Raw genomic sequence first — 12,092 nt, 5'->3', positions numbered from 1 at the left:
TCTATCTTTGAGATGACAAAGGATCAATCTTGAGTAGCCATTGCTATAAGGCGATCGCTTTCTTTGGTACTATTACGGTTGATTGTTCAAGTAAAATAGCTAAAACAGCCTAGGAGAAAAATGAAAACACGAAAACTTGGTAAATCGGACATTGAAATCACCCCGATTATTTTAGGGACTTGGCAAGCTGATAAACGTTGGTGGAAAGGTATTGAAAAAGCCGACTTAATCCAGGCTATGCAGCAGGCGGTTGACCTGGGAATTACTACCATTGACACTGCGGAAATCTATGGTGATGGTATCTCGGAACAACTGATAGCTGAGGCGTTGTCAGATAGACGCGATCGCCTCATTTATGCCAGCAAAGTATTTGCGACCCATTTACAATATGACCAGGTAATTGAAGCGTGCGATCGCTCCTTAAAAAATCTGGAGACCGACTATATAGACCTGTATCAAATTCACTGGCCAACGGGTTCATTTAATACAGAAATTGTGCCTATTTCCGAAACAATGGCTGCCCTAAATTTGCTCAAACAACAGGGAAAAATTCGAGCCATTGGAGTCTCCAACTTCTCCAAAAATCAACTAGAAGAAGCCAGCCAATATGGTACTATAGATAGTATACAGCCTCCCTATTCCCTATTTTGGCGCGATGTGGAAAGGGAAACCATGGCTTATTGTGTAGAACAGAAAATCTCAATTCTCGCTTATTCTTCCCTAGCCCAGGGACTACTGACGGGAAAATTCGGAGTTAATCATCAATTTCATCCCGAAGATCATCGACTCAAAAATAAACTCATCCAAAACCCAGAACATTATAGCCGGGTTCAAGAAGCAATTAATCAGTTACGCCCCATAGCGGCAGACAAACACTGTACCATAGCACAATTAGCACTGGCATGGCTAATTTCTCAACCTCAAACTAACGCCATTGTGGGGGCTCGTAATAGCGCCCAAGTTGAGCAAAATGTGAAAACCATAGATATTCAACTTTCCCAGGAAGAGGTTAGCCAAATAGACCAAATTGGGCGTATAGTTACGGATCATCTGGAAAATGAATACCCAATTTTATGGAAATTTTGACATGGCGATCGCCAAAGCAGTCGGAAAGGGGAAATTCTCAGGGTTTCAAGAGAGGAAATGGCAGTTAGTTAACTAACCTAAAACTTAGATGGTCACAGCCAAAAATATCCGTTCATTACGAGGCTAGATGAGCTATCAAATAGCAGCATCAATCGGAAATTAAGGCAACCGTTGAACCTAGGTAAATAGACAATAACTAAATTGTCGGATCAGTCTTGAGTCAATGAATTTTCCAATCAGCCAAAGCTGCATCTAGTTAAGAGAAGCCGCCATAGACTGGGATGATAAAATTTCGCGAGATTCTTGTCGGACCTGTCCACTCATAGCGGCTACTTGCAAGTTAGCAAAAGCATTGAGTTCAATAGCATCATATTGAGAATTTTGGAGAATGTACCGGAGTTGATTTTCAGCTTCCAAGGTTAAATAACCAGTGGCGATCGCTTGTTGGACTACATCTTGAATACACAGCATAGTGAAATTACGGAGTTGTGATTGGTTTAAACTATATTTAGTATCGCTGTTTGTCAAGATAAGGGCAGTGATTCTGATATAGTGTCACTTGTGATGTTCGGCTGATCAGCCTATGATCTAAGTCCACGCTTACCAGGTGAGCCAGATCACGGATATCCATAATTTTAGGCAATTGTAGGCCTAGTTGATGTACAGCGTGTAGTTTTCCCCAACCTCTTGCCTGCCTGGATCGCCATAATTTATGATGAGCCGAGGGATGATCTGATCAGTAATGGAGGGGAAATGATGGCAACAGACGACCTACAACAATATCTAAACAGTTTAGGCGATCGCTACCCTAAACTAGGGCAGGCATTAGAACAAGCAGCAAAAGCCCTAAAAGACTCAGGAACTCCCATAACGGATCAGTTACTGCAAGGGTTGATTAACTATAACCGTGATTTCGCCAATTTCCAACAAACACTACAAAACCGGGGACAAACCACCGCCCTAGCCGCTAGATCCCTGGTAGAGTTACAGCAGTTATACCAAAAAATAACCCCAGTCACAGATGAGGGAGCCATTCCTCAGCAGGTTTTATCCTTGCTAGAGCAAATTCTCGGGCTGACCCACAGCGAACAGAAAGACTTTGCACCCCTACAACAGGCCCACAAACAGGCGCAACAACTCAAACAGCAAATTTCCCAAATAGATCTCAAATCAGACCCACGGGTAAAAGCATTGCTCACCGGAGAGCATCCCCTCAATATTCTCCTAAACTTGGTGAATAGGGGAGACCAACTCAATGATGAACAGTGGGCAAAATCGGCAGAAATTCTCGAAAATGCCTTTGGGAAATCTTTGGGGGTAGCTATTTCCAGAGGAAAAATTGTCAGTCAGTCGGGGGGGTCAACAACCACTCAACCGCCATTGAATGTGACAGCAGTTGAACGTCCCACGGCTAACCCAGATATTATCATCTTAGAAGAACCTACCACCACTACAGCCCCCAGTGATGTGATTATTGTTCCCAGTGTGGAAATTAACCCGAAACCTCTGACTATTGATGGACAAAATATTGTGTTTGGCAATACTGCCATTGTCGGTCAGCCGACAGGGAAAGCGGAAGTTAAACCGGGAAGTGTGGGGTTGCGCGTGAGAGTGCATTTACAGGGGTTAGGCGATCGCGATTTTGGCGGCGGAGAATATGCTGGCACTAAGGGTCAAGGTCGCCGCTTGGAGGCTTTCCAAATGGCGATTAATCCTCCGGTTCCGGGTTTGGATATACAATACATGGCTCATATTGCTCAAGTTGGTGATAGTCCCACCGCCTCCAACGGTCAAATGGTGGGAGAACCCGGCACAAATCGCCAAATAGAAGGCTTTGCGATTAAGCTCGCTGGACCAGAAGCCCCGAAATATGATGTTTTCTATAATGCCCATATTCAAAATAAGGGAGATGTTCCCGTTTGTAGTAATGGTCAATATTGTGGTACTCGTGGGCAATCTTTACGAGTTGAGGGGATAAAAGTTTGGGTAGAACCCAAAAAATAATCCCCCTTGGTTAATCTCCCTCTAGGGCTACCAGTAAACATAATAATAGGGCTTCTGTCCACTCAACCACAGCCCCATAGGTGTCTCCGGTATGCCCGCCTAGGCGGTAGTTTAACCAGATTCCTGTCAGAATAGCGATCGCACTTCCCCCAAGCAGTAGACCCACCCCTACCAGCCAGCGATCGGGTTCTAACCAAATCTGCAAGCCACTCAACCCCGAAAGTAGCAAAACCCCGGGGAGTAAATCCAAGGGAGAATAGCTCAAATCTTTGTGAAATGCTCCCTTTCCTTCTGCTTTCAGATAAGGATAACGAGCGATCGCCACTAGCTGTCCCCAGCGTCCCCAAGCAGCCACCCCCATCAAAATTAACCAGCGTGTGCCGTCTAAATCAGCTAGGGCGGCGGTTTTTAGCAGTAAAATAGCTACAGCGGCGATCGCCCCAAAAGCCCCAGTTAAACTATCAGCCATCACCTCTAAGCGTCGCTTCTTGTCAGTCACCGCCAACCCATCAGCAGTATCCATCGCCCCATCTAAATGCAGTCCCCCGGTAATGGCAATCCAACCTACCACTACCAAAGCCGCCCGCGTTAATACCGGACAGCCCAACAACTGCAAACCTATGTCAGCCAGCCCTAACAATCCCCCAATCATTAACCCCATTACCGGCGCGAGTCTCGCAATTCCCCGAAACTCCAACGTCCAAGACGGAGGAATAGGTAAGCAGGTATAGAAAGCCACAGCAGCAGCTAAAGCCGCTCGTAGCTGTTCCATATACCTAATGAGCGATCGCCAGACTGTCTCAAAACCCATAAAACTTAAACTTAAATTTTGCCATAGCTCTATAATATTTCTTAGCTTATGCCACAATTGAGATGAAACCTGTTGGGGTCTAAACATATACTCTAATACCGCCCAGATAGTTCTCCTGGCTACGGAAAGTCAAAAGTCAAGAAATATCAAGAAAATCTGGTCAGATCAACTTTCACAGTCCTAGCTTTGCTACAATTGTGTATAAAGTTAGATCTCCAACACACCCAAGCTGAAATATAATCTCAGCCACCGGGTTATCGGTAGATTTCTGAGAAGAATGCAAGTGGCGAGACAATCTAAGTAGTACAATTACTCTGTTTTTCTCAAAACTTGCTTCGTTAAGCCTTACACGGTCAACGGTTCAGGGAAAAAATCTGTCATACCTAGGGTGCTAAATTGTCCTAAACTCTCTGCGTGAAACTGACCTTATAACTATCGGCTTAACTAGGTAAAGGTGCCAGGTGGCGGTTTTGGTTTAGGAGAAACTATAAAACTAGAGGCTTTTGCTCTATGAGTTACGATCAATTAAATTGCAGGGTGTCTGCTCCATGTATTATCGATACCGGAATCGTTGTTAACAAGCGCGATATGCAGAAGTTGCTGGTTGACCTCGGTAGGGTTCGCTATATACATATCCAAGACAGCCAGGTAAAAAGTCAAGGCGAAGGTCATATCCTGGAAGTGTTTGCGGATCAACAGCAGGCTACTCTCATTGCTAACCATGCTTTGTATTTGAATGTTTACAGTTTTGATTATCTCGAACTGAAACAATCCTCCGATAATGAAACCTATTTCGACTTAGTGCAAGATGGGCGATTACTGCGATTAGTTCCCCTGTCTAATCCTTTACAAGACCAGGCGACAAGGAATTTACAAGCCGCCGCCTTTGATGCGGTCATGGATCAAGTCCTATCAAATAACTGGGATACCCCCATTGATGATGATGATTGTCCCTTTTAATTGTCATCAATTGATATGATTTTCTCAGTTTTGTAGTTTAACTTCATGCCCGAATCATTTTCGTTTCAAATACAGGCTCGCTGCACTCAAACTCAAGCGAGGGCAGGGGTTTTTGTCACTCCCCATGGTATCGTGGAAACTCCCCGATTTATGCCAGTGGGAACCTTGGCTAATGTCAAAACTTTGACTCCGGCTCAACTCCTGGATACGGGCGCTCAGATGGTGCTATCCAATACTTATCATTTGCACCTACAACCAGGGGAAAAAATTGTGGCGGCGGCGGGGGGACTACATAAGTTTATGGGCTGGAATGGTCCGATATTAACGGATTCAGGAGGTTTTCAGGTTTTTAGTCTCAGTGAAATGCGGACGGTGACAGAAGCGGGGGTGCGGTTTCGATCGCCTCACGATGGAGCAATTATTGAATTGTCCCCAGAACGCTCCATTGAGATCCAAAATCAATTGGGGGCTGATGTGATTATGGCCTTTGATGAGTGCCCCCCTTATCCGGCTTCTAGGGAAGATGTGATCGCAGCCACCGATCGCACTGTTAGATGGCTAGAACGCTGCATAGCTGCTCATAACCGACCAGAGGCAGCCCTGTTTGGTATCGTACAAGGGGGAGTTTACCCAGATTTACGGGTGGCAGCAGCTAAAAAATTAGTAGAATTTGATTTGCCAGGTTATGCCATTGGCGGGGTGAGTGTCGGTGAACCTACCGATTTAATGGAAATGGTGGTTCGTGTCACTACCCCCATTTTGCCAGACCATAAGCCTAGATATTTGATGGGGATAGGAACTTACCGGGAAATGGCACAGGCGATCGCATCTGGTATAGATTTATTTGATTGTGTCATTCCTACCCGTTTGGCTCGTCATGGGGCGGCTTTGGTGGCCGGAGAACGCTGGAATTTGAAAAATGCCCAATTTCGAGAGGACTTTCGCCCCCTCGACCCCAGTTGTCCTTGTTACACTTGCCAAAATTTTAGCCGCGCCTATATTAGTCATCTGGTACGCGCTAAGGAACTTTTAGCCTATACTCTCCTGAGTATTCATAATGTTACTGAACTGATTAGGTTTACTACCCGTATCCGAGACGCGATTTTGAGCGATCGCATGACTGACGAGTTCGGACAATATTTGCAAGTTGATTGCTAACCATAGCCCGATCATCTCAGAAATTATCGCTTAAATGAGAATTGTCGCAAAGATTTGTTAAAATTCTGTAAGCCATATTTTTAGTAAGAGGTTAATTGATTCATGGAAGCAGCACTGCTATTGGCAAAACTGCCAGAAGCCTACTCGATTTTTAGCCCGGTTGTTGATATTTTGCCCGTTATTCCCGTCTTTTTCCTGCTGTTGGCTTTTGTGTGGCAAGCTGCTGTCGGTTTCCGATAAGCCCAAACCCGCTCAGGCTATCGGTCCTATAGTGGGTGTGTGGTGTGTGAAATCCCACAGCCTAGCGTGCCGATAGCCCCTTGGAATTCCATCAATGGGCATAAGCTAGAATATTAAGCGCCCACTTCATTTAACTTATGTCATGATGTTGCTAGGTTGAGGTGGTCTGGATCAGGATTTCAGAAATAAAGTTGTTATGCGTACTAATGCGATCGCCCTGTGCAAGTCTGTTGTTATATTGACAACTATAGTTTTAACTCAGGCAGTCCCCCCGTCTGTGGTAGCCCGGTCTTCTCCAGGGGTTGTTAGTCAAATCACCGCTAAAGAGTTTTTTGATCGCGGTGTCGCCCGTTACCAACGGGGAGATAAACAAGGGGCGATCGCTGATTTTACCCAAGCTATTCGCTTGAACCGTAACTATGCCCTCGCTTACTATAACCGGGGAGTGGTAAGGTTTAAGAGTGGCAATAACTTGACTGAGGCGATCGCTGATTTTACCCAAGCTATCCGCCTTAATCCTGAATATGTTGATGCCTACTATAATCGTGCCATTGCCCGTGTCAAAGTTCAACAATACTGGCCGGCTATTGATGATATTACCCAGGTGATCAGGCTCGACCCCTCTCATGATCGGGCTTTCTATCTGCGGGGATTAATTTATTCGGAAAATCTTAAAGATTATCAAACGGGGATTAATGATTTTACTGAAGCGATCCGCCTTAACCCCGGAAACCCAGCACCCTATTTTAAGCGCGGGAATGCTCGCTATCGCATTGGCGATCGTGAAAGGGCTATTGATGACTATAACAAAGCCATTGAGATCAACCCATCAGACCCAGAACCTTATTATAACCGAGCCATCAGTCGCTACCAAATTGGCGATCGCCAAGGCGCTATCTTTGACCTACAGAAGTCCGCAGACCTATATATGGATTTGGGTAATTTCGAGAAATACCAAAAGGCGATCGATACCTTAGAAAAATTTGGTAATTAATTCCCCTAGCGCGAACCTAGCAACACACCTTTACCGAATCTTTACAAACTTTCGGCAAATTTTACCAAAGTTTTATAGACTTGGTGTTATGTTTTGCCTAGAATGTGGGTAGACGGGTGTTAGATACTTAACCTTAGTGTCCGTCTGACTCCTGTACCACAGGACAGACATGGGGACTAAACAAAGAACTATCGCATCTATTATAGCATTTTTCCCGGTTTCCTGTCGTCATGGGCTGGGTTTAGGGACATATTTTAAGGATTTGATCAGACCTATCAGTTCTGATCAGTTTTGGTCGTGCCAGTCTCAAGGGTCAGTGTTCGCTGTGTTTGTTGGTAGGTAAAAATTAATTCTTGATGAGGATAGAGAAATTACCGTGATGAATTATGGGTTCACCCACTATCATCAGACGACCTTGGACGAGCAACTCCTGTACAACCACTTGCAAAAGTTGGTTGGGGTGTCGTCCCCACAGGAGATGCTTGCTTCTTTTCGTGGTCTGTTTTTGGGTGAACAGGAATATCAAGTCACGGAAGTTTGGCAAGCCTTGGAAAGAATTGTTGATTCCGAATCAGTCCGCGATCGCTTTCCGTTTATAATTAACCGCTGCTGCTATATTTTGGTGAACCAATGGCAGAAGCAGTCCCGTCTACAGTGGGCTATTCCAGAACTGATTGATATACTGCTCATACAACCGACTACTTTACCCTCTTCCTGGACCGCTCATCGTTTGCGTAGATTACTCTACAAATTTGTGCAAACTGACCAATATCAGGCACTACGTCGGCTCGCTAATGCTTTTCAAGATAGCACCAAACCCGAACCAGATTGTCAACCCAAGCTAGAAAATTTGATTGTTCGTTATCCCTATCTGTACGAACATTGTTTTTTGACCGATCATAGTGAAATTGATCAACGTCAGCAAATTCGGAAAATGCAGGAGGCGGCGGGACGGAAATTTGATCGCGACTTGTATCAATACATTAGCTATCAACAAAAAACCACCCTCCAGGAATTGGGGGTAAATCCTCCCCATAATCCTACCCTATTGAGCGATCGCCAACTTAGCCAAGCTATTGACCACTTTACCGGACAAGTAGATGGGGGATACACCTATAACGAGTCCTCTCGACTATTTCTGAAACAGAGTAGTAAAGCCGGTTCATATCATAGTTTTAAAGGGGATCTATATGAGTATTTAACTAGCTCTATGGATGGTAAATATGCTAACCGTTACTTTAAAAGGCGGCTGGAGCAAACCCTAAAAAATACCCTATCCCACAATGATTCTCATAGCGTCAACAGTAGTCTAGTTGCCGGAACCTGTAAAAGGCTATTAGATTTTTTGGTAGTTGAAAGTCCGCAAAAACCTCAGCATTTTGTCTTAATTGACCTCACCAATAACCTCGGTGTAACTAACGTCATGGGTTTAATGCTAAAAATTGTTCTGGTATGTCGGCAGACCAAACGAGAACTAGAAAAACGATTTGCTGTGTTATTTACCCATTATAGCAATTTTGAACGACCCCAAGTCGTTTGGCTGATTGAGTCCCTGGAAAATCTGAATATTGCTTTTAGCACTCATTTCGGAGCATCAGCTATGCGATCGCTCAAGATTTCCTAGACAGATTGGCGAGGGAGAAGGAATCATGATCAACCCTCTCCCCAACGAACAATATCGCCCTTTTATTAATTATTAATTAGCAGGGTTTGTTGTTCCTCATATAAATCTTGGAATAACGGCGTACTCAGGTAACGTTCCCCGTAACTCGGTTGAATCATCACAATTAACTTATCTTGATTTTCTGGTCTTTGAGCCACTTTAATCGCCGCACACAAAGCCGCACCCGAGGAAATCCCAGATAGTAACCCCTCTTCCCTGGCTAGACGGCGACTATAGCTAAAGGCTTCCTCATCACTAACTGTAATTACCTCATCAATTAGTTCCACTTTCAGCACCTCTGGTACAAATCCTGCACCAATACCCTGAATTTTGTGGGGTCCAGGTTCACCACCAGAAAGAACCGGACTGTTAGTGGGTTCAACGGCGATCGCCTTTAATTGTGGTTTTCGTTGTTTAAGCACATCCGCCGCCCCCGTAATTGTACCACCGGTTCCCACTCCCGCGATTAAAATATCAACCCGTCCATCCGTATCGTGCCAAATTTCTTCAGCCGTAGTGCGGCGGTGAACCTCTGGATTAGCCGAATTGTTAAACTGCTGTAACATATAGGTATTGGGAACCGCATCGACCAGTTCATAAGCGCGCTGAATGGCTCCTTTCATCCCTTTAGAACCGGGGGTTAATTCTAATTTAGCTCCATAGGCGCGGAGCATAGAACGCCGTTCTAAACTCATGCTATCAGGCATGGTTAGAATTAACTCATAGCCTTTCGCAGCCGCCGTCATAGCCAACGCAATGCCAGTATTTCCTGATGTAGGTTCAACTAGGGTAGTCTTACCTGGAGCGATCAAGCCTTCGAGTTCCGCAACTTCGATCATATATGCTCCAATGCGATCTTTAACTGAGGCTGTCGGGTTCATCCCTTCGAGTTTAACCACAATTTGAGCTAAACAGCCTTCAGCTTGAGGAATTCGATTCAGTTGTACCAAAGGGGTACGACCAATCAATTCTGTGATGTTGTGAGCAATACGCATGGTGATCTCAATAACTACAGTTAACCTCAATTCTATAGTGATTTGGGCAGGCAAAAGTCAACCGTGAACCTGACCAGGACAGCAGAAATTGTCAAACTTTCAATATATATGCTAAAATAATCTACTTTTAGGGCAGACTTTGCCATGATTGAATGCCTACATCTTGGCGGAAATTTAATCATAATTAACCTAACATATCGACGATATCATATGTTATAATCATGGTTAAATCCACCTATTAAAGATACCATAAAAGTTAAATTTGAGGTAATTAAAGTTGCAAAAGTTTAACCGAGTTACTCATCCACAACGACAACATCAGTTAGAAAAGTTAATTGAACGGTTGGGATTATCTCCTCAACATAAGATTGCATGGCAATTGCTTGATTTGGCACTAACTCATCCCAGTGTTTCAAGTCAGGATAATTATGAACAACTGGAATTTGTGGGTGATTCGGTGGTGCGTTTAGCGGCTTCAGAGCTTCTGTTTGAAACCTATCCTAATGCACCAGTGGGAGAGTTTGCGGCGGTGCGATCTATTTTGGTGAGCGATCGCATTCTGGCGGAAATTTCTGAGAGCTATGGTTTGGGAAGATATTTGCTGGTGGGAGGAAGTGCTACCCGCGATCGCCTGGGAGAAGAATCTCGTTTAGCAGATTGTTTTGAGGCGGTTTTGGCTGCACTATATCTCAGTACCAATACCCTAGAGTTAATTCGTCCTTGGTTAGATCCACACCTGCTAGAGCGAGCTACTGAGATTTTTAATGATCCGGCTCGCCAAAATTATAAGGCTGCTCTCCAAGAATGGACTCAAAGTTGCTATAAAATTTTGCCCCAATATAAAGTTAATGAAACAGGTTATGCTGGTGATGAAGGGCGCTTTACCGCTTCCGTGTGGCTGAGGGACGAACAATTAGGTACAGGAACAGGTAAAACTATTAAAGCTGCTGAACAGGCGGCGGCTCGTGTGGCTTTTTTATTAGTAGCCAAAAATGGAGGAGAAACAGATAATGAATGACCCGATTAAAATAGCAGTTCTCGGTACAGGACGCTGGGGTGTCCACTTGATCCGAAATTTTCAAAATCATTCTGGGTTTGAGTTAATAGCAGTAGCTGATAGTAATTCCGAACAGTTAAAAGCTGTGGGAGAACGATTTACACTCAACCCCGAACAAATGTTTGAGCATGGGTTGGCGGCTCTGGAAGTTCCGGGACTACAAGCTGTGGCGATCGCTACTCCCGCCGGCACTCATTATCACTTAATTTCAGCCGCGCTACAACGTGGCTATCATGTCTTAGCTGAAAAACCTTTAACCATAAACCCCGCTAAATCTTGGGAACTTTGGGAACTGGCTCAACAGCAAAATCGACAATTATTTGTCGATCATACCTATCTATTTCATCCAGTCGTTAACCGGGGTAAACAAGTCCTTGCTCAAGGTGTCTTAGGTCAACTACGCTATGGCTATGCTACCCGCACCCACTTAGAACCTGTCCGCCAAGATGTTGATGCTCTGTGGGATTTAGCGATTCATGATATTGCTATCTTTAATACCTGGTTGGGTCAAAAACCTGTAGCCGTACAAGCCACCGGAACTGTCTGGCTACAAGGCGATCGCCTTTTGCAAACGGAGGATAATTCCCCAGCATTTCCCGGTAGTAAACCAGGTTTATCTGATTTAGTATTAGCTACCCTCACTTACCCCGATAACTTTCAAGTTTTCCTACATCTATGCTGGTTAAATCCTGACAAACAGCGCCGTTTAGCAGTGGTCGGAAGCCAAGGAACATTAATTTTTGATGAATTATCTTCCGAGTCTCCTTTAACCCTACAACGCGGCTATTTAGAGCCTGTCAATGGTGGTTGGAAAGGAGCAGGTCAAAGTCGGGAAGTTTTACAGGTCGAACCTGGGGAACCTTTAAAACAAGTATGCGATCGCTTTTTTGAATGTGTTAAAGCCAATCAACCCTGTCCAATTTCTTCCGGTAAAATCGGAGCAGAATTAGTTGATATCCTCTGGGGTTTAAGTCAATCAATACAAACAGGAGGACTCCCTCACCCCGTCGGCGATAATTCCTCAGAGAGTTAAACAAACAAAAAGCGCCCCCCTGGTGGGAGGCGCTTAATTTAATCGAAGCTATAAATTAGCCGATTTGAGGTGCAACCAAAGCTACAGGCTC

The 12,092-nt window shown here is 44.6% G+C and carries 12 protein-coding genes; 9 read left to right on the top strand and 3 right to left on the bottom strand.

From position 1 onward, the window contains the following. Nucleotides 1-120: 120 nt before the first annotated feature. Complete coding sequence (locus P5674_RS00850; protein WP_315669718.1) at nucleotides 121-1,086, top strand: aldo/keto reductase; 966 nt, start codon at nucleotides 121-123, stop codon at nucleotides 1,084-1,086. A 252-nt stretch (nucleotides 1,087-1,338) separates the two neighbouring features. Here the strand turns inward: P5674_RS00850 and P5674_RS00845 are convergent, their stop codons facing one another. Continuing rightward, nucleotides 1,339-1,557: a hypothetical protein gene (locus P5674_RS00845; RefSeq protein ID WP_006619289.1), complete on the bottom strand. Its 219-nt coding sequence runs from the start codon at nucleotides 1,555-1,557 to the stop codon at nucleotides 1,339-1,341. A 216-nt stretch (nucleotides 1,558-1,773) separates the two neighbouring features. Between P5674_RS00845 and P5674_RS00840 the strand changes: the two genes are divergently transcribed. Continuing rightward, entirely contained in the window at nucleotides 1,774-3,090 is a 1,317-nt protein-coding gene (locus P5674_RS00840) for a hypothetical protein (protein WP_014277498.1), read from the top strand. Nucleotides 3,091-3,100: 10 nt separating this feature from the next. Here P5674_RS00840 and cobS read toward each other — a convergent pair whose 3' ends face one another. Further along, a complete protein-coding gene (gene cobS / locus P5674_RS00835) occupies nucleotides 3,101-3,901 on the bottom strand; it encodes an adenosylcobinamide-GDP ribazoletransferase (RefSeq protein WP_315669731.1) in 801 nt (266 codons plus the stop codon). Between the two features lie 510 nt (nucleotides 3,902-4,411). Here cobS and P5674_RS00830 point away from each other — a divergent pair. The 5 genes from P5674_RS00830 (at nucleotide 4,412) to P5674_RS00810 (ending at nucleotide 8,877) form a co-directional block, all read left to right on the top strand. Continuing rightward, a complete protein-coding gene (locus tag P5674_RS00830) occupies nucleotides 4,412-4,861 on the top strand; it encodes a hypothetical protein (protein ID WP_006617290.1) in 450 nt (149 codons plus the stop codon). 45 nt (nucleotides 4,862-4,906) lie between these two features. Continuing rightward, on the top strand, nucleotides 4,907-6,019 hold the full coding sequence (gene tgt, locus P5674_RS00825) for a tRNA guanosine(34) transglycosylase Tgt (RefSeq protein WP_014277499.1): 1,113 nt from the start codon (nucleotides 4,907-4,909) through the stop codon (nucleotides 6,017-6,019). A 102-nt stretch (nucleotides 6,020-6,121) separates the two neighbouring features. Further along, nucleotides 6,122-6,259 (top strand): photosystem II reaction center protein K, encoded by a 138-nt coding sequence (locus P5674_RS00820; RefSeq protein ID WP_006617292.1) that lies wholly within the window; start codon nucleotides 6,122-6,124, stop codon nucleotides 6,257-6,259. 196 nt (nucleotides 6,260-6,455) lie between these two features. Next, nucleotides 6,456-7,253, top strand: coding sequence for a tetratricopeptide repeat protein (locus tag P5674_RS00815; protein WP_315669717.1), 798 nt, complete (start codon nucleotides 6,456-6,458; stop codon nucleotides 7,251-7,253). Nucleotides 7,254-7,632: 379 nt separating this feature from the next. Then, complete coding sequence (locus P5674_RS00810; RefSeq protein WP_014277502.1) at nucleotides 7,633-8,877, top strand: hypothetical protein; 1,245 nt, start codon at nucleotides 7,633-7,635, stop codon at nucleotides 8,875-8,877. Nucleotides 8,878-8,942: 65 nt separating this feature from the next. Here the strand turns inward: P5674_RS00810 and cysK are convergent, their stop codons facing one another. Beyond that, complete coding sequence (gene cysK / locus P5674_RS00805; protein WP_006617295.1) at nucleotides 8,943-9,911, bottom strand: cysteine synthase A; 969 nt, start codon at nucleotides 9,909-9,911, stop codon at nucleotides 8,943-8,945. A 277-nt stretch (nucleotides 9,912-10,188) separates the two neighbouring features. Between cysK and rnc the strand changes: the two genes are divergently transcribed. Then, nucleotides 10,189-10,929, top strand: coding sequence for a ribonuclease III (rnc, locus tag P5674_RS00800; RefSeq protein ID WP_006617296.1), 741 nt, complete (start codon nucleotides 10,189-10,191; stop codon nucleotides 10,927-10,929). Beyond that, on the top strand, nucleotides 10,922-12,001 hold the full coding sequence (locus tag P5674_RS00795) for a Gfo/Idh/MocA family protein (protein ID WP_006617297.1): 1,080 nt from the start codon (nucleotides 10,922-10,924) through the stop codon (nucleotides 11,999-12,001). Before rnc ends, P5674_RS00795 begins: the two co-directional genes overlap by 8 nt. Nucleotides 12,002-12,092 lie beyond the last annotated feature (91 nt).

Origin of the sequence: Limnospira sp. PMC 289.06 (assembly GCF_032350395.1) — a bacterium.
Lineage (GTDB): Bacteria > Cyanobacteriota > Cyanobacteriia > Cyanobacteriales > Microcoleaceae > Limnospira > Limnospira platensis.
This window is presented reverse-complemented; position numbering and strand designations above follow the sequence as displayed.

Excerpts from the sequence above, each read along its gene's own strand:
- P5674_RS00850 (WP_315669718.1), top strand. The coding sequence starts at position 121 with ATGAAAACACGAAAACTTGGTAAATCGGACATTGAAATCACCCCGATT.
- cysK (WP_006617295.1), bottom strand. The coding sequence starts at position 9,911 with ATGCGTATTGCTCACAACATCACAGAATTGATTGGTCGTACCCCTTTG.
- P5674_RS00810 (WP_014277502.1), top strand. The coding sequence starts at position 7,633 with ATGAATTATGGGTTCACCCACTATCATCAGACGACCTTGGACGAGCAA.
- P5674_RS00815 (WP_315669717.1), top strand. The coding sequence starts at position 6,456 with ATGCGTACTAATGCGATCGCCCTGTGCAAGTCTGTTGTTATATTGACA.
- cobS (WP_315669731.1), bottom strand. The coding sequence starts at position 3,901 with ATGGGTTTTGAGACAGTCTGGCGATCGCTCATTAGGTATATGGAACAG.
- P5674_RS00820 (WP_006617292.1), top strand. The coding sequence starts at position 6,122 with ATGGAAGCAGCACTGCTATTGGCAAAACTGCCAGAAGCCTACTCGATT.
- tgt (WP_014277499.1), top strand. The coding sequence starts at position 4,907 with ATGCCCGAATCATTTTCGTTTCAAATACAGGCTCGCTGCACTCAAACT.
- P5674_RS00795 (WP_006617297.1), top strand. The coding sequence starts at position 10,922 with ATGAATGACCCGATTAAAATAGCAGTTCTCGGTACAGGACGCTGGGGT.
- P5674_RS00845 (WP_006619289.1), bottom strand. The coding sequence starts at position 1,557 with ATGCTGTGTATTCAAGATGTAGTCCAACAAGCGATCGCCACTGGTTAT.
- P5674_RS00830 (WP_006617290.1), top strand. The coding sequence starts at position 4,412 with ATGAGTTACGATCAATTAAATTGCAGGGTGTCTGCTCCATGTATTATC.